This is a genomic window from Bacillus sp. SLBN-46 (assembly GCF_031453555.1).
Taxonomy (GTDB): Bacteria; Bacillota; Bacilli; order Bacillales; family Cytobacillaceae; genus Neobacillus.
Genome location: NZ_JAVIZM010000001.1, coordinates 2821314 through 2843881, shown reverse-complemented (window position 1 = coordinate 2843881; position 22568 = coordinate 2821314). Strand labels below are relative to the sequence as shown.

The following is a 22568-nucleotide window of genomic DNA, read 5'->3' as shown; positions in this document are numbered from 1 at the left end:
GAAATGGAAAACTATAGCTCCCTAGTAGCTAAACAAAAATCTTACTTTCGAACGGAAATGACAAAAGATCTTACTTTCCGCCTCAATGCACTTCAGAAGCTGCGAACAGCTATTAAAAATAATGAAAACAAACTAATGGAAGCACTTAGAGCAGATTTAAACAAATCTGAATTCGATGCCTATACCTCTGAAATTGGTTTTGTTCTCGAAGAATTACGATTTACGATTAAACATTTACGTTCTTGGGTAAAGCCAAAACGAGTAAAAACACCGCTTACCCATATCGGTTCAACTAGCTACATTTATTCGGAACCATATGGTGTGACGTTGATTATCGCTCCATGGAATTATCCGTTTCAGTTAGCCATAGCACCTTTAATCGGCGCCATAGCGGCAGGAAACTGCGCCATCATTAAGCCTTCAGAGTTAACACCAAAAACATCTGAATTACTTGGTACAATGATAAAAGAGTTATTCTCCGAGGAATTTGTTGCAGTTGTAAAAGGCGGTGTGGAAACTAGTCAGGCCTTGCTGCAGGAAAAGTTTGATTATATCTTCTTTACCGGTAGTGTCCCTGTGGGAAAAGTAATCATGGAAGCTGCTGCGAAAAATTTGGTCCCTGTTACATTAGAGCTTGGTGGTAAGAGCCCTTGTATTGTACACGAAGATGCGAATATAAAACTTGCTGCCAAACGAATTGCTTGGGGAAAATTCACTAATGCCGGTCAAACCTGTATTGCACCCGACTACTTATACATTCATAAAAACATCAAAGATCAATTCCTTCAACAATTTAAAGAGACAACGATGGAATTATATGGGATTCAACCATTAAACAATCCAAATTATACTCGGATTGTAAGTGAACGTCATTTTGAACGATTAGCTTCCTTCTTAGTTAATGGAAAACAGTTTATGGGAGGTCAAACAAATAAAGACAAACTAAGTATAGAGCCGACCGTTCTTACTCAAATCACTTGGGAAGATCCGGTTATGCAGGATGAAATTTTTGGTCCGATCCTTCCTGTGCTTGAGTACAGTGAGTTACATGAGGTGATTGAGGGAATTCACCGTCACCCGAAACCGCTCGCCCTTTATATTTTTACAGAAAGCAAAAACCTCCAACAAGAGGTCTTAAACAGCGTTTCTTTTGGTGGAGGGTGTGTAAACGATACAGTTTACCACTTTGTCTCTCCGTACCTCCCATTTGGCGGAGTGGGAAATAGCGGCATCGGTGCATATCATGGAAAAGGAAATTTTGATACCTTCTCCCATAATAAGAGTGTACTTAAGCAAACGACCTTATTCGATATTCCCTTTCGCTACCCGAATGTTAAAAATGGACTACAAAAAATTAAGCTCTTTATGAAATAAAAGAACTCGGCCTCTTTGATAGAGTGCCGAGTTTTTTTTTGTTACTTTTTATTCATTTACTTCTTGTTTCTTCCCTTTTCGCTTCAGTTTCATTAATGTTTCATACACAATCGGAACAATCAACAGAGTGAGTAAGGTAGAACTTGTTAACCCACCAATTACAGTTACACCCAACCCTTTTGTGATCAAACCGCTTCCTTCGATACCCACTGCAAGTGGAATAAGGGCACCAATGGTTGCAATAGCAGTCATAAGAATTGGACGAACACGCGTTCCTGCTGCTTCAATAATAGCATCTCTTGTCGATAAACCTTCGTTTTCTTTATGAATGACACGGTCTATTAAGACAATTGCATTGGTTACTACGATTCCAATTAACATGAGTGCACCTATCATTGCAGATACGCTCAAAGTTTCTCCTGCAATCAGTAACCCAATCAACCCACCAATAATTGTAAATGGCAGGGAGAACAGAATAGCAAATGGAGCTAATCCGCCTCCAAATGTGATAACAAGGACTAAGTAAACAATCGCAATGGCTGCGAGCATCGCAAGTCCAAGTTGTCTAAAAGAATCATTAATATCTTCCGTTACACCACCCATTGAAACATCCACATTGGCTGGAATGTCAAGCTTATCTACCTTTTTTTGCACTGCAGTTGATACTTTTGCTACATCCTTCGTCTTGATCTCACCCGTCACATTCGTATAAATACGACCATCGCGCCGCTTTATAGTATCTGAGGTATTTCCTTCTTTAATTTCCACAACGTCTTTAATTGGAATAGTTACTCCAAGTGGTGATGTTAGGGTCTTATCTGTTAGTTCTTGAATATCAGAATATCCCTTCTTCTCCACATCTACATATACATTCATTTCTTTATCATCTTTTTTAATAGTTGTTAATACCTGGCGTTGTCCATTACCTGAAAGCTCCATTCCAATTTGGGCAGCTGTTAATCCCAATTGACTGAGCTTTTCTTGATTGGCAACAAGCGTATATTCATCATACGTAGCAGAAATACCTGTTTTTACGTTCGTAAGTGAGCTATTTTCTTTCATGATCTTTTCAATATGGTTGACAATAGGCTTAATGTCATCAATGGTATCTCCATAAACATTAAGTGCCAGCTGGTTACTTGAGCCCATACCAGAGAAGTCCTGTTTAGACCATTCCCCTTTGTCGTTTCTTTTCTTTAATGCCTTAATGACATTTTCCGTTTCCTTGTCAAAATTTTTCGTGTCTGCATCATAACCTATAAAAAACATGGCAGAATTACTTTCGCCAGGATTCATTGGGTTCTCACCGCCGACAGAAAATTGAATATCTTTCACATTGGTTCTTTGACTTAAGAATCCATTTGCTTCTGTGGCGATTCTCTCTACTTCATCAATGGTTTGACCTGGTGCAGGTTTATAGGTCGCCACAATCATTTTTTGTTCATCTGATGGCAAGAAGCTTACTCCAATGACTGGAACAAGGAAAAGGCTTCCCACCAATAGTAATATTGCGAGACCAGAAGTGATTAACTTATGATTTAACGCCCACTTTAAAACCTTTCTATACCCAGAGGCTAATTTATTTGGTTTCTCCTCACTCATGTGCTTTGAGGTCACACCCTTTTTAAATAAGGAATGAGCCATCATTGGAACGACTGTAATTGCCACTAATAAAGAAGCAAGCAATGAGAAAACAATAGTAAGCGCAAATGGCAAGAACATTTCACCAATTGGTCCCTTTACTAATCCTAATGGTAGGAAAACCGCAATGGTTACAATCGTAGAAGACATGATTGGCATGAACATTTCTTTTGTCGCTTCTACAATCAGTTCTTTTCCTGTAAATTCCTCATTTTGCAACGACATCCGTCTAAAAATATTTTCAATAACAACAATGGAGTCATCAATCACGCGTCCAATAGCTACGGTCATTGCTCCAAGTGTCATCATATTCAGTGTGATATCCATTTGTTTTAATAATAAAACAGCAATGAGTAATGACAATGGAATAGATACAACTGAAATAACGGTAGTACGGAAGTTTCGTAGGAAAAGCAAAATGATAATCATCGCAAAAATGGCACCAAATATGGCCTTATCTAGCATTGTAGAAACTGAATCTTCAATCGGTTTCCCTTGATCATAAATGGGGGTTATATTTAACCCGTCCATTTTCTTTTCAAACTCATTTAGTTGGTTTTTAACCGCATTAACTACATCAACTGTATTGGCATCCTGTGCACTTACAATTTGGATACCGATAGATTCCTTACCATTTGTTCTTGAAATAGACTCTGCTTTTCCAACTACTTCAATTGTCGCGATATCTTTTAATTCAATGGTAGGAATACCCGTTTGCATTTGCGCAGGCTGCCCTTGAGTAGATGGTGTGCCTGTAATATTTTGTTGTTTTCCTTGCGTAGGACTGGTCATTCCCTGGTTAGAAGTTGCACTAGGTACCCCTTGCTGTTGACCACTTGCAGTTGGGACTACCGGTATCTTTAATGATTTTAGATCGTCAATCGTTTGGATATTCCCATCCACTACAACAGATTTTTGTGTATCCTTAAATGTGTATAAACCTAATGGAAAAGAAATATCAGATGCTTTAATTAAATTGCGGATTGTTTCTTCCTGTAATCCAAATTGCTTTAATTTATCCTGGTCAAATTTTAATTGAACTTCATCTATTTGCTGACCAGAGATTTGAACAGAAGCTACGCCGTCAATCCCCTTCAATTCAGGAACAATTTTCTTTTCAACCGTATCAGTTAATTCAGCTAATGTCTGTTTGTCATGTGAGATACTTAATGACATGATCGGAAATGCTGAAAAACTTAAACGAGATACTTTTGGTTCTTGAGCACCATCAGGGAGGATAAAATCATTTAATGCTTCTTTTACTTCGTTTTGTGCCTTTTCCATGTCTTTATCAAAATTGTATTCTATTTGAATGGAAGAAGCATTTTGGAATGAAGATGAACTTACAACTGAAACACCATCTAAATTCTTCACTCTACTTTCAATTGGTTCTGTAACTTTCTCTGCGACCTGCTCAGGAGTTGCTCCTGGATAGACGGTCAAAACTGTAACAAGAGGCGTATTGATATTTGGAATCGTTTCAAGTTTCATATTCATACCTGAATACAAACCGGCTACTGTCACAATAATCGTTAATAACCATACAGCAAACTTATTTTTCAATGAAAATTGAATGATTTTTTTCATGCTTTTCTCCTTATTTGTAATGTTGTTGACAATCAAAATGAATTCGTCTAGCATTTGACTATATTGAACAAAAACAATGTTACTGACCGGACAGTCATAAGTCAAGGAATAAATATGTTTTTATATAGTATTATGATGTTTATATGGAGGGTTTATTTTGAATGAGAAGGAAAAATTAATAATTGAATCGGGAATGAAACTATTTGCAACTAAGGGATTCTCCTCCACTTCAATTCAGGAAATTGCAACTGATAGCGGTATATCTAAAGGAGCTTTCTATTTACACTTTAAATCCAAGGATGAGTTATTATTTGCCATACTTGAGTATATCTTTGAGACAGTTCATTCAAACATCCTGAAGTTCGAACATACAGATTTACCATCGCGTGAAAGGTTTTGTAAGCAGCTATCCTCTCTCATGGGGACCTTCATGGGGCATAAAGAATTTTTTATCATGCTTTCAAAAGAACAAGCCATACCACGAAATGATGAAATAAAAAAGCTACTATTTAAAAAGCAATCCGAAACACACCAGCTTTTTCGAAATGGATTAGTGTCCATCTATGGAAAAAATGTCGAGCCATATTCAACAGACCTTTCAATGATATTAGAAGGACTATTCCATTCCTATATGAGGCTAATCATATTTGAACCAGATGAGTTTGAATTAGAGGGTCTAACACAATTTCTTATGAGAAGAATGGATAGCATTGTTAAGGATATTACCTCTGAAAAACCATTTATTTCTGAGGAGAAATTGGAAAAGGTAATTCAAAAATCCATGGACCTATTTGGTAGTACAGATATCAATGAAATCGTACAAAAAATGAGAAATGAATTAGAGCAGTTTGAAAATAAGGAAGCACTAGAAATATCGCTTGACGTATTAGAAGAGGAAATGAAGCGCGAGAATCCTAGAAAACCAGTTCTTAAAGGAATGCTCACTAATTTTAAGGAAGCCGAAGCATTTAAAGGGTATGTGAGAGTGATTTCTTCCTTTTACAATCTTTAAAATGGTGGAGTTTAACACGCCAAATGCATAATATTGACTGACTGGACATTCAGAGTTATAATTTCTGACTGAGAGGTCACCCATAGTAGACAATATAAAACCAACTAGATTGGAGAAAAAAGATGGAAATACAACAAAAAGGGATCAATACACGACTAGTCATTACTGGACTAATTATCGGAATGTTCTTTAGTGCTCTTGAACAAACAATCGTAGGAACTGCCATGCCAACGATTATTGCAGAACTCAATGGATTTAAAATTTTTGCCTGGGTGACAACAGCCTATATGATAACGTCGACAACCATCGTACCTGTTGTCGGTAAATTATCAGACCTTTATGGCAGGCGTTTTCTTTATTTACTTGGGACCATTATCTTCATTATTGGTTCCGGTCTATGTGCAACTGCCACGTCCATGGAACAATTAGTTCTTTATCGAGGCCTTCAGGGAATTGGCGGTGGGATGATTATGCCACTTTCACAAACTATTATTGGGGATATTTTCACAGCAGAACAACGTGCAAAATGGCAAGGAATATTTGGTGGTCTATTTGGATTAAGTTCCGTAATCGGTCCTTTCCTAGGCGGACTTATTGTGGATCATATCAGTTGGCATTGGATTTTCCTTATTAATGTACCTTTCGGATTATTGTCTGCTTTATTAATTTTCGCTGGACTTAAGCATGAAAACCTTGGGAAAAAAGATAAGGTAAGTATCGACTACTTAGGTATTGTTACCTTGATACCAGCAATCGTTTTATTATTAATTGGTTTAACCTTTGGTGGCGATAAATTTGAATGGCTGTCAACGAAATCTTACTTGATTTTTGGCGGAAGCATTGTGCTGTTTATACTCTTTGGCTTTATTGAGAAAAAAGCAGAAGAACCGATTTTAGATCTTTCTTTGTTTAAAAATAGAATTTTTGCAACGATGAATGGGTTAGGGTTCTTGTTAGGTCTTGGAATGTTTGGGGCCATTATGTTCGTTCCAATGTTTATGCAAGGGATTTTAGGTGTTTCTCCTACTCAAGCGGGTTCGACGATGACACCTATGATGATCGCCATGATCGCTGCCAGCGTCATTGGCGGACAACTGCTTCTTAAATTCACTTTCCGTACAGTGCTAACAGCAGGTATGTTACTAGCATCTGCAGGGTTCTTTTTAATGAGTACGATGGGACTTGAATCTAGTGAGTTTACTGCCTATGCATATATGGTTGTTCTGGGGTTAGGTATGGGTCTAGTCATGCCTACATTGATGATTGCCATTCAGAATGAATTTCCAAAATCTCAGCTCGGAACAGTTACTTCGGCTTCCACCTTCTTCCGTTCGATTGGTGGCACGATCGGAATCACCATTTTAAATTCTGTTATGAATCATTCATTAGGAACAAAAATGGTTGAAACTGCAAATAATGCAGATAATCCAATCGCCCAGGCTGCATTAACCAAGCTTTCTGAAAAAACGGATGTATTATTTGGTTTATTGATCAACCCTGGTTTGTTAAAATTGCCAGGTGACATTCAAAAGATGGTTATTCATGGTATTCAAACTGCATGGTCAGAATCGTTTACAACTGTATTCTTATCAGGTCTTATCTTTATTTCGATTGGAATATTAGTCGCGTTATCTGTAGGAAAAGGACGTATAAAGAGAGATAAAGAACTAACTGAAGAAAATGAGCTTCAAGCTAACATACATGGGCAGGAAGTAACTGAATAAAGGTATAGAAAAACCTCGGCAGCTTCACACGTGCCGAGGTTTTTCTATACCTTTTTTATAATTCAAACTCCCATTCATCCTTTAGAATCAAATAAAGGACAAGAAGCATATTTTCTAACTCCTCTTCCGTTTTCCCCTCTGTCTCTAACCTGATTTTGGGTAGTAGAATATCTGCAATTTGTTTAGTAAAATCACGCCTGTCATTCAACGATAATTGATGATATCGGCGGGAGTATGTACTGATAAGCTTCCATTCTTTCATACCTAAAGAGTTCAATGACCAATCATCAATAGACAGGTCATTTACTGTTAATCCTCTGGCTTGTATTTCCTTCTCAATGGGTGAAAGTTTTCTTTTCATTTTTGCTTTCCGCTCATGAACCACCATAGTCCCCGCAACAATATCTCCAAGCCTTTTATGCTTGGAATGGAAAAAAATCATGATCATCCCAAGAAAATAGCAAACTGGCAAAGAATCAACAACGCGCATTAGGTTTCGAATAAAGCTCGAAAGTAACGTGATACTGTGGCCATTTTCCTGAATGACTCGAATCCCTATTAATTTCTTCCCAATCGTCCGTCCCCCTGAAAAGAACTCAAAAGCGAAGAAGTACCCCCCATTCAAGATAAACAGCAGAATTATTGTAATAGCAAGAGGAATGGAATTATCCATAATAAAAAACGGCAAGGATGACATTCCGCTCATAACTACAAAGAATACAACTAAAATGATGACATTGATCGTCATTAATAGTAATTGATCAATGATAAAAGCTGCTGCCCTGCTTCCCAATCCTGCAAGCTGAAACTGAAGGGATACGTATTCAGGTGTTTTTATATCTAAATGGTCTTCATTCAACAGGAATCCCCCATCTCTATCTAGAATATTTCTATAGCTGTTTCAATTTACTAACAAAATTACTATAATTAGGTGAATAATAAAGTTTTAATAGTATGATAATTTTTCTAAAATGCCAAACCAAGAAGGTGTCAAGATGAATGTTAAGCAATTTGTTAAAAAGCACCGTGATGAGTGGAACCAGCTAGAGCTATTGGTCACTTCCATAAATAAAAGCAGAAAAAGAATTACCGGTGAGACCATTATTCAATTTCATCGGCTTTATCAAAAAGCTGCTCAAAATCTTTCGTATAGTCAAACATACTTTCCTAATGATGATGTTACCTTTTATCTAAACGGACTAGTAGCAAAATCACATAACCTTATGTATAAGGATCAAGTATCGAGTATAAAGCAAATTCGTTATTTTTTCAGCACGAAGTTTATTGGATTATTAATCGAACAATGGAGATTTGTTGTCGCTGCCATGATTCTTTTTACTATGGGTGCCATTGGCAGCTTTCTATCCGTATTGAATGATCCCTTACATATTTATTCCATTCTGCCAGCAGAAATCGCTCAAGGAGTTGACCCTGAACAACTTGGAAATGGACATGGTGCGGTTGATTCCTCGGTAATGTCAGCAAGTATAATGACGAACAACATCAAGGTTGCCATTTTAGCCTTCGCAGGTGGAATCACATTTGGTCTTTTGACAGTTTATTTACTTATCTATAATGGCATCATCATTGGTTCATTAGCCGCACTTTTTTGGCATCACAATAAGTCCTATGATTTTTGGGCATATATCGTTCCACATGGAATGATTGAGCTTACAGCCATTTTTATTGCTGGCGGTGCAGGTTTGTTAATGGGCTATAAGCTCTTTGTTCCAGGCCATTTTTCAAGGGGCTTTCAATTGAAGCAGCAAGCGATACGATCTGTTCAGCTTCTTCTTGGTACAATCCCATTATTTGTTATTGCTGGAATAATCGAAGGTTTTATCACACCAGCAGCCATCTCATTAGAAGCTAAGTATATCGTTGCTTGTTTAACTGTGCTTGGTTTAGTTCTATATGTTTTTATTGGTAAGCTCTTACTCATAAAAAATCAGCCTACAAAAGGTTTTGATTCATAATGTCGATATACTGAGAAACTGCAGTAATCGCCAATTTTTCCTCTGGGGCCTCAATCATTTGGAGGCCCTGCTTTTCCCACTTGATTTTCTCCCGTTTCTTAAAAAGTAACTGCTGTTGGGCCATACTTTTTACCATAGCAGCATGTACATCCCTAGGTTCTTCGTTCCTTCTTTTTAAAAGGGTCTCATCTTCAATACCTACCATTAAAAACATATGACGTTGCCTAAGACGCTTTAAGTATGTAAGTGCACTCTCCTCATGTAGAAAGGTGCGAACATCACTAAATAAAAGCAAAAGACTTCGTTTTTTTTGTACCGTTTCTAAGTACTGTAGTACTGAAGCATAATTAGATTCGGTTGCTTCCACATTTATATCATAGACGGCCTTTAGAATCACCTGTAAATGGGCCATGCCTTTGGCAGGTGGCACAAACACCTTTATCTTTTTTGAAAAGGCAAGGACAGAAACATAATCGCCTTTTTTTAGGGCAGCCGCCGCTACAGTTAATGCAGCCTCTAACGATTTTTCTAACCGATTTCCCTTTTTTTGTTCTGCTCCCATCATTCGTCCGCAATCAATTAATAAAGTAATATATTTTCCATGCTCCGGTTCATAATCATTTGTCATAACTTCTTGTAGCTTTGCAGTTTGACGCCAATTTATTTTTCGCGGATCGTCGCCTACTACATAACTTCTTATTTTTGAAAAATCACCCACACCACTTCGATGTTTACGAATTTGCAAACCCTCATTCACAAGAAACCTTTGTGCATTGGCTAAAAATTGCTTTGTCTCTGTTAAATCTGGTATCACTTTTACTGAATCATTAATCTCTAGAGTGATCTGTTTCTCCCATAATCCAAGGAAACTTTTAAAGCGAAAATATAGTTTGGAAACATCATAATTTCCTCTTTTTGTAGCTGTCATTTCATAGGTTACCTGTACAGTAGATTTTCTTGGTATCTCACCCAAGAGGGGAAACGATGTGATGAATGATTGTGGCAATCCATCAATTATTCGATAGGTAAGAGGCCAGCTTGATGCATTTGTTACCTCGATCACTGTCTTATAATTCAAGCCTCTTTCTAACTCCTCCGGTAAAGATCGTTTAATAGTTAATTGAGCCTTTTTTGGAGAAAAGAACAAGTCAAGGAAACTCGCTACTATCGTCATGATATCAACCGTAATTATAGATACCCATGATATTTCTAATACGCTGCCAATTACCAACAGAATCGAAAGAATCATGACAATGAACATGAACCTTTTCGTTGGAAGAATCCCTCTATCTTGGAACAGGAACCGACCCCACAAGCTCTTCAATGATTTGGTCAACGTTTGCTCCCTCCAATTCCACATGTGGAGATAACTGTATTCGGTGTCTTAAAGCTGGCTTTGCCACCATTTTAATATCATCAGGCGTTACATAATTCCGACCATGTATGTATGCCCAAGCCTGAGCAACTTTCCCAATAGATATTCCAGCACGCGTGCTTGCCCCAAAACGAATGGAATCTGACTCCCGTGATTTCCTGACAATCTGCATAATATAATCTAAGACATTCTCTCCTACTGTAACTCTCTCAATTTCTTGTCTAATCGTTTGAAAAGTGTTCATATCTATGAAGGGTTCTACTTGACTTTCAGTAAATCGCTTTTCTATCACTTGTTGTAATACCTTCTTTTCCTCCTCAAACGACGGGAAATTAATTTGTAGTTTGAATAGGAAGCGGTCCTGCTGTGCTTCTGGCAGCGGATATGTACCTTCAAATTCAATTGGATTTTGGGTGGCGACGACAAAAAATACTTCCGGCAATGTATACGTTTCACCTTGAATCGTCACTTGTTTTTCTTCCATCGCTTCTAACAAAGCGGCCTGTGTCTTTGCAGGTGTGCGATTGATTTCATCTGCTAGGAGAATATTTGTAAAAATAGGTCCCTTTAGTGTTTGAAACGCACTTTCTTTCATGTTGTAAATGGTACTTCCGGTAATATCACTTGGAAGTAAATCAGGCGTAAATTGAATCCTATTGAAGTTTCCTCCAAGGAGACTTGCAAGTGTCCTGACCATCTGCGTTTTACCAGTACCCGGAACTCCTTCTAGAAGAACATGTCCTCCAGCTAAAACAGCAGACAATAAGAGTCTTAGATTGAGTCCTTGACCTAAAATTCGTTCCTCATATTTTTCTAAGAAGGATGTTAAAATAGGTTTCATCCCTCATTCACCTCTTTCCTTAATCGATCAAGCTTTCTAGACCAAAGCAAATATTCTTGCTTACTAAGCTTTTCTTTTTCTAATATTATTTCTAATCCGTTTATAAAGGAATTAATTTCACTGCTCGGCATTTGCTTCCATTTCTTCTCCAACAAACTAATGGAATCCCTCCACTCTTTGCTATATGGAATCCGCCAATGTTCCTGTAGCAAGTGTTTCACATAATCAGCCTGAATCCTAATGGAGTCTTGATACCTTCTGCCACGTATAAACCAAGCAGTCATGGCTTGGATTCCCTCATCACTAAATCGAACGGTATCTTCTCTTGGGGTAAAAATAGGTCCAAAGCGTTTTCCTTTATTCCATAGCCAAAGAATCATGATAAGAGTACCTTGTAACAGCAGTATTAAGAACCACATTGGATATACTGCTAATTGACCAGCTGTACTCTTGCCAGTATGCAGGTATTCATCAAACAATATGTTTTGAGGTTTAGCTTCGTCTAAGAGGCTTAAAATAAGTGGCAAATGATCATGGTTTAACAGATTACCATTTGTAATCCATTCTGGTGCAATAGTTACAATCAGCTGACCCTGTCCATACGTTCGTTTTAGTGCAACAGCTCCTGCAGCATCATTTAGTAAAAGCTGATCCTTATCCGTGGGATATAATCGAATAAATGAGTTCATTTCCGCCTTAAAGGAGACATGATTTTGATTCGTCACACTCATTATATCCTTTGATGTTGCAGGAGACTCTTCAAATGGTCTGGTGTTTATTTCAAACATTCCTTTTGGATTGTTTTTAAACAATAAAATGGTATTTCCAGCTTCCATAAAATCTATATAAGCTTTCGTTTCTTTTTGATCTGGAGTAAAAAATGGTTCGATCATAACAAGAAGTTGATTACTTTCTTCTTTTGGCAGTAGGTCAGGGGAATAGGACCAGGTTTTTGCTTCTATTTCATTCTTTACATATGTATAAAATGCTTTCACACCGGTTGGAGCAGGAGAGTCAGAAACGTAACTTGGATAACTCTTCGGCTTTTGCGAATAAATGAAAAAACTTATAAGAATAAATAAAAGGAGTAAAACAGTCAGCCCAATCCATGAACGGCTAATAGTTGGAAGTTTGCTCAAAGCTCTCCTATCTCCTTTCTCCAAGGTGTTCAACTTCATGTTCAGCAAGCCATTGGTTAATTTCTTTCGAAAACTTACTATATTCTTCTTTGCTCACTTTTCTTTCACCATAAGTCACTTCATCAAAAAAATTGGCTAGGAGGAAAAATTGGTCCGCTCTCTGTTGCTGTATTTTCCGAAGTTCTTCATAATACTCCCAATTTGTTTTCCAAATCCTCGCTTCAAGCCATTCCTTATCATGAAGATATAAAAGTAAGGCCAAAAATAAATGACGGGTTGAAAGTGTGTATTCTCCCAGTTCTTCCTGTTTTTTCGCCTCTTCTATATGTTTTTGATAGGACCAATTCATTTCCTTTAATGATCGCAGAGGCTTTTTTTCTCGAAACGTCCGGTTCCGTCTAATGTTACGAACCATAAAAAATGTAAAAATTAACAAAAAAAGAACAACTACTACGATAATACCAATAAGGACTGGTCCTGAAGCGCTACTTGCTGATTCCATGGTAGGAAACAGCTTAGCCAATTGGTCAGCGACCCATTCCTTTGCTCTTTCCCACCAGGTCTCTATCAATCCTTTGGTATCATTTTGGTAGACCCTATATTCTTTACGGTTTAATATATTTTTCAGCGTGTCACGAGCTTTGCTTTGATCAAGCATTTTCATCACCTAGCTTACTTTAGGTATTTACTTTACCAGGTTATAATCATCAATCATTTCTTTTAAATCATCGGCATCATTTCTGAGCTTTAAATCAAGATACATGACACCATAGCCAACTGTAAAAATTAAGGTTGTAAATAGAGTTGCAATATTTGAAATAATGCTTAATAGTACACTATTGCCTAAAAAGAGACCAAACGTCATTTGAACAGCGAAACCGATACTTGAAATAATCAAATAAAATACGAGATATAGCCCCACTAATGGCCATGTCCTCTTTTTCGTCAGTCTCCAGCTTCTGGCCATCCCAGGTGATTCTTTATCTAATACCACAGAACCAAAATAAAAGCTCCAACGAGTCAAAAGTAGCCCAACTCCAACTGCACAACCCAAAAACAATAAGATGGCACCTAGTATACTTATTACAGGATGAATTTCAACGCCAATAACTACTACTAAAGTAATGATTAAAATCGGAACTAAGATGATAGCAAAAACGATCAATCCAAATAAAATGCTGCTTCCAATCATCGGCCAAAATCGGGAAAAGGCCTGTTTAATAACAGAACCAACCGTATATTCTTCATTTCTTCGTACATGATCGATTGCAAAAAGAATAGCAGCCTCTGCCACCGGACCTAGTATGAGGCTAATCAGTCCCACCAAGATCACGCCAACGTCTGCTCCCAAACTGCTTGAGTCAAGTGTTCCTGTTTCTTCAAAGCTAGATAGCATTTGTTCATACCAAGCACCACCAGAACCAACTGCTCTAAAAAAACTAGTTCCAGAAGCCAATTGGACAATAGCTTCCAGTAAATATACAGGTCCCATTATTAATAGTAAAATACGGAAAAAATCCTTAAAGCGGCTTTTACTTATGCTAAAGGTATGATCAAGAATCTCACCAAATCCTTTTGGTTTATTAAACTTTGTATCCAATTTGAAACCCCCTAAGTCTGAAATGATAAATCTGAATTTATACAGCTTTTATTACCTTCACTTTTTTGCAACCTGGTCTTTATTTTCATATACTAACCAATTTGAGCCATTAATTTTATTTGAAGCATCAATTATCTTCTTCTTCACGCGATCGTGCTCTGCGCCTGTTAATAAAGTAGGTTGATAGTTATTCCTTGAGGAAACAGACGATATAGAAAATGGAACGACATTAATTTCTTTTTGGTCTGTAAGTAGACCATTCTTCAAATGAAATGTTTGTTGAAACACAAATGTGTCCTTATCTCTTGGGTTTCTATTCCCACCAAACATGAAATTCCCAAGACTATAAACAATAAACTTACCTTTGTATTCTTCTATACCTTGCACAACATGTGGATGATGACCCAATACCAAATCCGCACCACTATCGATGGTAAAATGGGCTAATGATTTCTGTGACCCTTCTGGTACGTAATGCCCCTCATTTCCCCAGTGATAATGGACAAGAATGATTTGAACCCCCTGATCCCTAAGGTTTTTAATATCCTGAGCCGTTCTATTGCGAACTTCTGCTGTATCATTCCAGCCTTCATATCCTAAAGCGCCAATTTTCACACCTTTAACCGTTGTAATAAATTGATGATCGTAACCAAAATAACCGATTTTTTGATTTTTCAGTGTATTAATAGTATCAGTATACCCTTTATCAAGGTAATCATGGATATGATTGTTTGCTAGATTGACAGCCTCAATCCCACCAAGCTCTAAAATTTGTGCGTACGATGGGTCACCTTTAAAGCGGAAAGTCTTCTGTGCTTTTTGGGTGGCATTTGTTAAGGTTGTTTCTAGATTGACAGTTGTGAGATCGTCATTCTTAAAAATATCATTTAATCCTTTTACAAAATAAGGCAGACCATTTGCGGAGGCCGTCTTGACAAAGGAATCGCTATAAGTAAAGCTTTCATCTGTTCCAAGCGTAAAATCACCGGCTGCGCTAATTTTAATACTAGTTTCTGTAACAGGTTCAGGAGTAACAGTTTGGTTATCTTCTGTTTTTTCTTCCTGTTTGGTTTCTTCCTTCGTCTTAGCTTTTGTAACCTGCTCCGTTCGTACGGGCTCTTTTTTCGCTAATTTTGTAGAAGCTTTTTCTGAGTTTAAGCCGATGAAATAATATGTTCCACCTGAAGCAATCAAAATTAAGAGAATCATGAGGATATTATTCCGTCTTTTTTTTGGCGATCGATGGCGCAGTAATCTGGTATCTGTCCCTTTTTTATCTGACTCTTCATTCATAAATGCAATTAACCCCTTTAATATTTTTCTAACTTTCTTAATTCTATAACAAATTCTTACAATACTCTATTAAAAAAAAACCGTGACCTCCTAACAATAGGAAGAATCACGGTTTTTTGGTAAATTTACAGCTTGGAGAACTCTTCAACTAATTCTTCAAACTTTTTTAATGAGTTTTCAATTGGATATGGTGACGTCAAATCTACACCAGTCTTCTTCAATAACTCTAAAGGATAATCGGAACTGCCACTCTTTAAAAATTCCAAGTAGGATTGAAGTGTATCCTGATCACCTTCAAGAATCCTTGTTGCTAAATGAATCGCTGACGCAAAACCAGTTGCATACTTATAAACGTAAAAAGGACGATAAAAATGAGGTATTCTTGACCACCCATATTTCACTTCCTCATCAAAAACAAGTTCATTCCCATTGTATTCTCTAAACAAGCTTTCGTATGTTTGATTAAATACCTCAACATTAAGCGGTGTCCCTTTTTCTGCCATCTCATGGGTTATCTTTTCAAACTCAGCAAACATCACTTGTGTAAAGAAAGTACCCTTAAATTGGTCAATAAAATGATTGAGCAAATGTTTGCGAGCCTCAACATTCTGCTCATTATTTAATAAATAATTAATTAATAGCACTTCATTAACTGTAGAAGCTACCTCTGCTACAAAAATGCTATACCTTGCCGTTATTTGTGGCTGATGCTCGGAACTTAGTCTGCTGTGTACTCCGTGACCGCATTCATGCACTAAGGTAAATAAACTATCCAAATCATCCTGATGATTTAAAAGGATAAAGGGATGCACTCCATAGACACCTAAATTGTAGGCACCAGATCGTTTGCCAGGCGTTTCCCGAACATCGATATATCTAGCATCCTTAAACTCCTTAAGAATTTGAATATATTCCTCTCCGAGTGGAGCTAATGCCTTACACATGGTTTCATAAGCTTCCTCATATGAGATTACTTGCTTCACTCCACTTACAAGTGGAACACTCATATCATATTGGCGAATTTCAGCTAGCTTTAATTTTTCCTTACGGATTTGTGTATATCGATGCAATGGTGCAATATTCTTTTTTGTTGTTTGTATTAAGTTCTCATATACATCCTTCGGTACTTTATCACCAAATAAAGACTTTTCAAGTGCAGATGGATATTGACGTATTTTAGCTAAAGTAACATTGTTTTTGATGGCTGCTGCCAGAGTGGATGCAATGGAATTTTTTAATTGAACATATGGCTGATAATATGCCTTATAAGCTTCTCTTCGCTTATCACGGTTTTCATTCTCAATGAGCTTTGCATACATTCCCCTAGTTAACTCCACATGTTCCCCGTTGTCATTCGTTACATCTCCGAACTTAATGTCAGCGTTATTAATCATCCCAAACGTATGACTAGGAACAGACAATGCATCACCTAATTGTGATAGTAGTTCTTCCTTTTCCTTACTAAGCACATGTTTCTTATAGCGGAAGGATTCCCATAAATCTTCTGCAAAGTATTCTAGCTTTTCTTCTTCTTCCAAGTATCCTTTTAAAGTTGTCTCATCTAAGCTTAATAAATAAGGCATAAAGAATGAGGTGGAGGAGCTAACCTTCACACTGAGTTGTTTCGCCCGCTCTAATAGAGATTGAGCATTTGTATCCCTTGTGTTTTCATCCACAGATAACATGGCATAAGCGTACAACTTATTAAAATGAAACGATAAAACCTCTTTTTGGTGAAGATACTTATGCAAGGAGGGGCCATCATGTATATTTCCGTCATAATTCTTCAATTGTACAGCAAGTTGTTCCACTAATTGATACTCTTCTTCCCAGTTACTTACATTCGTATAAATATCTGCAAGATTCCACTTCTCATATACGGGTACTTCGTTTCGGCATGTATAGGTTTGCATATAAAACTCCTTCCTCGAAAATCATTTTCACAATTATATACCATAAGTGTCTTAATATCCCTTTTTTTGAAAAATAAAAAGCAGGTCAGCTAATAATCTGACCTGCTTCTAATTATTTATTACTTAAGAGCCATTAATCTTTCGTTGACCTCTTCTTTGCTTAATCCATGTTGCGCAATATAACGGTTCCTTGGATGAACCCTGCATTCATGAGAGCAGCTGCGTAAATGTTTGTGCTCATTTTCTTCTGAACATAGGATTTTTCGGTTACATTCTGGATTTGCACAGTTAACATAGCGTTCACATGGTTGTCCAGTGTAGTAGTCTTTTCCTACCACCACATGCTCTTTTTGATTTACAGGGACACTAATACGCTCATCAAACACATAGAGTTGGCCATCCCAAAGATCTCCCTGTACTTCTGGGTCTTTTCCATACGTAACAATACCGCCATCAAGCTGTGATACATCTTCAAATCCCTCTTGAAGCATCCAACCTGAGAATTTTTCACAACGAATGCCGCCAGTACAATAAGTAAGAATCTTTTTCCCTTCAAACTGTTCCTTATTCTCTCTAATCCATTGCGGAAGATCACGGAAATTTAAGATATCCGGCCTAACAGCTCCTCGGAAATGTCCTAAGTCATATTCATAGTCATTTCTAGCATCGATGACCACTGTATCATCCTTCTGCATTTGTTCAAAAAATTCCCTCGGTTTTAAGTGCTTCCCTGTTAAAACATTAGGATTGATATCGTCCTCTAGACGTAAAGTAACCAACTCTGATCTAGAACGGACCTTCATCTTTTTGAAGGCATGTTCAGATGCTTCATCTATTTTAAAAATTGTACCGGAAAACAGCGGGTGCTGCTCCATGTATTGGATATAGGCATCTGTTTGTTCAATCGTACCGGAAACAGTTCCATTAATTCCTTCTGCGGCAATAATTATTCTGCCTTTTAAGCCTTTTTCATTACAGAATTGGCGATGTTCATTCGCTGTTTCTTCAGGATTCTCTATCTCAACATATTTATAATATAATAATACTCTATATTCTTGATTCATATTTACCACCTTGCACTTTCCTATAATAAAACGTATAAAACATACGTATTTTTAACATTAACCTTATTATTATATCAAAAAATCGAACTACTTTTCAAATGTTTGAACTTCCTCCCGTTAAAAGGTGGATATTACCAACCTATCTTCCCTGCTTTTTCTGTTACAATTTTCAATGAAGAAAACGGAGGAGGAACCATCTAATGAAAAAAAATTATAGCCTCCTTGCACTGGTAATTTCTATTACCTTCATTGGAGGCATTTTTACTGGAATATTTTTCTTTACTAATAACGATCACTCACAATCTAAAAATATACTAAAAGTAGCGCAGTCTGAGATAAAGCCGCAGATAAAGGACTTACCAGAAGTTAAAAAAGCCTCTTCGAAAGTCCTTATTGGTTATGTCCAGGATTTTCGTGATCCAAATATCGTGGATTACAAAAAATTAACACATGTAATTTTTTCTTTTGCCCATCCGACAAAAGACGGAGGGATTTTGCTCAATGGTGATGCTGCTATAGGGAACCTTCGATCGATGGTTGCTAAAGCTCATAAATATGATACAAAAGTGATGCTGGCCGTTGGCGGTTGGTTTCATATAAACGGCGGCGAATCATATGAGTATTTTAAAACCGCAATTTCTAATCCTGTTAGCCGAACAAGGTTAGCTAACGAGCTTACTAGTATCGCTGAACGAGAAAAGCTAGATGGGATTGATATAGACTTTGAACATCCCCGTTCCAAAGCAGATGCTAAAAATCTAGCTACTTTTACGAAGGAATTAAGTAACAAGTTACATGCAAAAAATAAGGAATTATCAATTGCTGTTTACTCCAAAATCCATGCACAAACTCTTACAGAAATTAGCTTTGTGGTGTATGAGCCATCGATGTTCGCCGATGTGGATCATGTTAATATTATGGCTTACGACGGACAGTGGGATGGTGGATATAATGGAGCAAACTTATCACCATACCCGTTTACCGAAAAAATTGTAACCTATTGGACTCATTTATTTGAAACATACCATTACCCAACAGAAAAGCTAGTATTAGGTGTACCTCTTTACGCACAACCTGCTGATCCAAAAATTAAACAGGTATCTTATGGGGCGATCATTAACGAAAACCCTGCCAATGCAAATAGTGATACAGTAAAGATGAACGGAACAACCTATTATTATAATGGCGATGCAACGATGAAAAAGAAAACGAAACTGGCATTGGACCACAGCTTAGGTGGGATGATGCTCTGGGAAGCGGGGCTCGATGCACAAGGCTCTCATAGTTTAACTTCATCTATTTACAATGTTTTGAAGGATTCCAATAAGGAACCTGTAAAATACTATTCGGTTAAGAACGATTAACGATATGAAGCTGAACTCTCTTTAAAAGATGGTTCAGCTTTTTATTGTTTACTTTTTAGCGTCTAGATTATACACGACATGAATTCGTCACAAAATATGGTATTTGTCGAATGTTTTTCCAAGTTTTTTGAAGGAGAATGTCGAAAAAAGGAGAATGAAATAAGGAGTTGAAAAAAGGAGGTAGAAAGATGAAGAAATTATTAACATTATTATTTGGTGCCTTAATCGCTTTATCCCTCTTTGTCACTACGGGGAATACTGCAAAAGCAGCGGATAATGAGGATTGTGGATGTGTACCAGTTGTAGGCGTGGAAAGGAATATTATTGTGGCTGACTTATTAAGCAGTCAAAATTTTAAATCAGCAAAAGAAACGCTTATAACTGCTGGGTATTCTTTCAAAGGAGTATCTTTCATCCAGGTAGCAAAAAACAACGAAGATCCTAAGAAAACTGTTATTATCGTTGTTGTTCCTTTTTATACTAGCGATGGACAAGTTATTATTGCTGGGTTTGTTAATGGTGAATTTGGGGGAGCTCTAAATCCAGAAACAGAAATACCTGTATTACTTCCCTAACAAGGATAAAGGTTCCCCATACGGTTGGGAACCTTTTTTATTTCTAATCCTTCCTAAACATAAACTCTTGCATCTTTCTTATCAAATATTTAGGATTTTCGTACATGCTCATATGTCCCGAAGATTTTATCACTGAATGAGTAATATTAGGTTTTGTCACTGAGAATGTTTTTTCTGCTGGGATGATTTGGTCTTGTTCCCCTGCTAATAATAGGACAGGTAACTCTGTATTTTCTAATACATGATTACGGTCAGGTCTGTCTTTCATTGCTTGCAATGCATGAATGGTACCCTCTTGTGTCGTTCCGTAACCAATCTCCTTTGCTGTTTCTACATATTCTTCATCCTTATGATCAGGAGAAAAAAGCTTGGGTACTAACCCATCAATTAGAGGCCGGACTCCCTGCTGCATCACTTTTTCAATGTTTCCTTGTCTTCCCTTTTTAGCCTCATCTGAATCTGGATATGCAGTGGAATGAACTAAAGAGAATCCATTTAATTGATTACTATACTTCTCAGCAAAAGCAAGAGTAATATACCCTCCCAAGGAGTGCCCGAACATCATTACCTTCTCTAAATTTAGCCCATCGATAAGTTCTTTTATCCGATCTGCCAACGCTTCAATCGTCGAACCATTTGAAGGTGTTTTTGATTCCCCATGTCCGGGCAAATCTGGTGCAATTACCCGGTAGTTTCTTGATAATTCTGGTATGACCTCTTCCCAATAACGAGAACTACCACAAAAACCATGAAGAAGAACAACTGGCATTCCTTCTCCTTTATCCACATATGAAATCGATGAACCTTCAAGTTTTTGAAATTTAACTTCCATCATCCTCACTCCTATCCATTTCCACTCTTCTTGTCATATATATACCCAATTTTACCATAAAGAAAGCATTGCTTTTTCAGAGCAATGCCATAATTATTTTTATATACATGTTATCCAATCTGTTCCTCATTTTGGTCCGTATTCAATAAAGCTCGTTTACTCGGGATTTGCGTTAAATTAGACCTTTTCAATAAGTAATTCATATGTTCAACTGGCATGGACCCATGACCTTTACTGTCTCCAAGAATGAATTGGACCGTGATACCATTATTACTTTTCACCGTCATTAATTCAGCAGAATTAAAAAAATCTTTGATACCTTGGGAAATTTGATACTTTGAACCCTCTTCAATAAACATGAAAGTCTCCTTTGTAAATATTCTCCATGTTAGTATGCCAAATAAAAATGTTTACATACATATTTTTTCCAGTAGGTTCAGAATCAAAAAAAAGAGAGGTATACCTCTCTCCCAAAGTAAGCTATTCATCATCTTCTTCCATCATATCATCAAAAGCCTCAGATACCTTATCAAATTCCTCATCACTTTCAATCGCTGTAAAATCTCCATCCTCATCAACTTTCAAAAAGAAGATATCAATATCCTCTTCCGTTTCTTGTTTCACTTCGTCAGCAAATGCGACGGCCACATACTCTGAGCCTTCAATCGTCATAACTCCAAGTACTTCTACTTCCTGTTCATCGTCATTTTCATCACTAATTGTAAAAATCTCACCAATTTCAATTTTACTCATGTTCATTCCACCCCTAAGGAAAATTTTCTACCTTCAAACAGTATCTCATAAAACCATTGAAATTAATCTAAGTTAGTATGATACTTATCAAAAATCTCAGCAACATAGTTAAAAATCCGATATAATTGTGCTATAAAGTTTTTTGTAAGGAGAGTTCAAATGAATCAAAAAGAGGTAGAAGAAAAGATCATTGATAATTATCGCGGGGAAGAGAAAATGATGATCCTCGTATTTGCCCAATGGTGCATAAATCACAACCTTAATCCGGAAGAATTATACATAAGGGCTTACCCTAACCAAGCAACCAACCCTGCATTGAGGGAAGCCCTTGAGTTAACCGTACCGAAGGAAGAAGCTGGTGAAGTGCCTGATGAAACTCTACTAGGTGTATTATCCTTGTTTGGAAACGATGACCTTGCATTCGTAGTGACGGAAGAGATAAAAAATAGAAAATAAATTTTTTCATGAAAAAAGACACTTGAGAGTTCATTCAGGTGTCTTTCTT

General features: G+C 37.1%; 20 protein-coding genes. 7 read left to right on the top strand and 13 right to left on the bottom strand.

What is annotated here, in order from left to right; translation table 11 throughout:
* Positions 1-3 precede the first annotated feature (3 nt).
* Positions 4-1374 carry an aldehyde dehydrogenase gene (locus QFZ87_RS14655; protein WP_309862566.1) on the top strand — a complete coding sequence of 457 codons (1371 nt, stop codon included), beginning with the start codon at positions 4-6 and terminating at the stop codon, positions 1372-1374.
* A gap of 48 nt (positions 1375-1422) precedes the next feature.
* On the opposite strand, the gene QFZ87_RS14650 is transcribed toward QFZ87_RS14655, so the two are convergent.
* Positions 1423-4602, bottom strand: coding sequence for an efflux RND transporter permease subunit (locus tag QFZ87_RS14650; protein WP_309862563.1), 3180 nt, complete (start codon positions 4600-4602; stop codon positions 1423-1425).
* Positions 4603-4759: 157 nt separating this feature from the next.
* Between QFZ87_RS14650 and QFZ87_RS14645 the strand changes: the two genes are divergently transcribed.
* Both QFZ87_RS14645 and QFZ87_RS14640 read left to right on the top strand, forming a co-directional pair.
* Entirely contained in the window at positions 4760-5614 is an 855-nt protein-coding gene (locus tag QFZ87_RS14645) for a TetR/AcrR family transcriptional regulator (protein WP_309862559.1), read from the top strand.
* Positions 5615-5736: 122 nt separating this feature from the next.
* Positions 5737-7338: an MDR family MFS transporter gene (locus tag QFZ87_RS14640; protein WP_309862556.1), complete on the top strand. Its 1602-nt coding sequence runs from the start codon at positions 5737-5739 to the stop codon at positions 7336-7338.
* Between the two features lie 55 nt (positions 7339-7393).
* Here QFZ87_RS14640 and QFZ87_RS14635 read toward each other — a convergent pair whose 3' ends face one another.
* The gene (locus QFZ87_RS14635) at positions 7394-8197 is read right to left on the bottom strand and encodes an RDD family protein (protein ID WP_309862554.1); all 804 of its coding nucleotides are present in this window, start codon (positions 8195-8197) and stop codon (positions 7394-7396) included.
* Positions 8198-8333: 136 nt separating this feature from the next.
* On the opposite strand from QFZ87_RS14635, the gene QFZ87_RS14630 reads away from it, so the two are divergent.
* Entirely contained in the window at positions 8334-9314 is a 981-nt protein-coding gene (locus QFZ87_RS14630) for a stage II sporulation protein M (protein WP_309867893.1), read from the top strand.
* On the opposite strand, the gene QFZ87_RS14625 is transcribed toward QFZ87_RS14630, so the two are convergent.
* From QFZ87_RS14625 to trhO, 8 genes are all read right to left on the bottom strand, one after another.
* Entirely contained in the window at positions 9292-10650 is a 1359-nt protein-coding gene (locus QFZ87_RS14625) for a DUF58 domain-containing protein (RefSeq protein ID WP_309862552.1), read from the bottom strand. The two genes, QFZ87_RS14630 and QFZ87_RS14625, sit on opposite strands and share 23 nt — an antisense overlap.
* Positions 10601-11530, bottom strand: coding sequence for an AAA family ATPase (locus QFZ87_RS14620; RefSeq protein WP_309862549.1), 930 nt, complete (start codon positions 11528-11530; stop codon positions 10601-10603). The genes QFZ87_RS14625 and QFZ87_RS14620 overlap by 50 nt, the downstream gene beginning before the upstream one ends.
* Positions 11527-12669, bottom strand: coding sequence for a DUF4350 domain-containing protein (locus tag QFZ87_RS14615; RefSeq protein WP_309862547.1), 1143 nt, complete (start codon positions 12667-12669; stop codon positions 11527-11529). The genes QFZ87_RS14620 and QFZ87_RS14615 overlap by 4 nt, the downstream gene beginning before the upstream one ends.
* 7 nt (positions 12670-12676) lie before the next feature.
* Entirely contained in the window at positions 12677-13327 is a 651-nt protein-coding gene (locus QFZ87_RS14610) for a DUF4129 domain-containing protein (RefSeq protein WP_309862545.1), read from the bottom strand.
* A 27-nt stretch (positions 13328-13354) separates the two neighbouring features.
* Positions 13355-14269: a hypothetical protein gene (locus tag QFZ87_RS14605; RefSeq protein WP_309862543.1), complete on the bottom strand. Its 915-nt coding sequence runs from the start codon at positions 14267-14269 to the stop codon at positions 13355-13357.
* 57 nt (positions 14270-14326) lie between these two features.
* On the bottom strand, positions 14327-15562 hold the full coding sequence (locus QFZ87_RS14600) for a CapA family protein (protein ID WP_309862540.1): 1236 nt from the start codon (positions 15560-15562) through the stop codon (positions 14327-14329).
* Between the two features lie 125 nt (positions 15563-15687).
* Positions 15688-17475, bottom strand: coding sequence for an oligoendopeptidase F (gene pepF, locus QFZ87_RS14595; RefSeq protein WP_309862537.1), 1788 nt, complete (start codon positions 17473-17475; stop codon positions 15688-15690).
* Between the two features lie 119 nt (positions 17476-17594).
* Positions 17595-18539: an oxygen-dependent tRNA uridine(34) hydroxylase TrhO gene (gene trhO / locus QFZ87_RS14590; protein WP_309862535.1), complete on the bottom strand. Its 945-nt coding sequence runs from the start codon at positions 18537-18539 to the stop codon at positions 17595-17597.
* A 200-nt stretch (positions 18540-18739) separates the two neighbouring features.
* Between trhO and QFZ87_RS14585 the strand changes: the two genes are divergently transcribed.
* On the top strand, positions 18740-19903 hold the full coding sequence (locus QFZ87_RS14585; protein WP_309862532.1) for a glycoside hydrolase family 18 protein: 1164 nt from the start codon (positions 18740-18742) through the stop codon (positions 19901-19903).
* 188 nt (positions 19904-20091) lie between these two features.
* On the top strand, positions 20092-20478 hold the full coding sequence (locus tag QFZ87_RS14580; RefSeq protein WP_309862530.1) for a hypothetical protein: 387 nt from the start codon (positions 20092-20094) through the stop codon (positions 20476-20478).
* A gap of 43 nt (positions 20479-20521) precedes the next feature.
* Here the strand turns inward: QFZ87_RS14580 and QFZ87_RS14575 are convergent, their stop codons facing one another.
* The 3 genes from QFZ87_RS14575 to QFZ87_RS14565 form a co-directional block, all read right to left on the bottom strand.
* Complete coding sequence (locus QFZ87_RS14575) at positions 20522-21310, bottom strand: alpha/beta fold hydrolase (protein WP_309867890.1); 789 nt, start codon at positions 21308-21310, stop codon at positions 20522-20524.
* Between the two features lie 110 nt (positions 21311-21420).
* Positions 21421-21669, bottom strand: a complete 249-nt coding sequence (locus tag QFZ87_RS14570; protein WP_309862527.1) for a hypothetical protein — start codon at positions 21667-21669, stop codon at positions 21421-21423.
* Between the two features lie 121 nt (positions 21670-21790).
* Complete coding sequence (locus tag QFZ87_RS14565; RefSeq protein WP_308083978.1) at positions 21791-22069, bottom strand: DUF1292 domain-containing protein; 279 nt, start codon at positions 22067-22069, stop codon at positions 21791-21793.
* 153 nt (positions 22070-22222) lie between these two features.
* Here QFZ87_RS14565 and QFZ87_RS14560 point away from each other — a divergent pair, with 153 nt between their 5' ends.
* Positions 22223-22519 (top strand): hypothetical protein, encoded by a 297-nt coding sequence (locus QFZ87_RS14560; RefSeq protein ID WP_309862525.1) that lies wholly within the window; start codon positions 22223-22225, stop codon positions 22517-22519.
* Positions 22520-22568 lie beyond the last annotated feature (49 nt).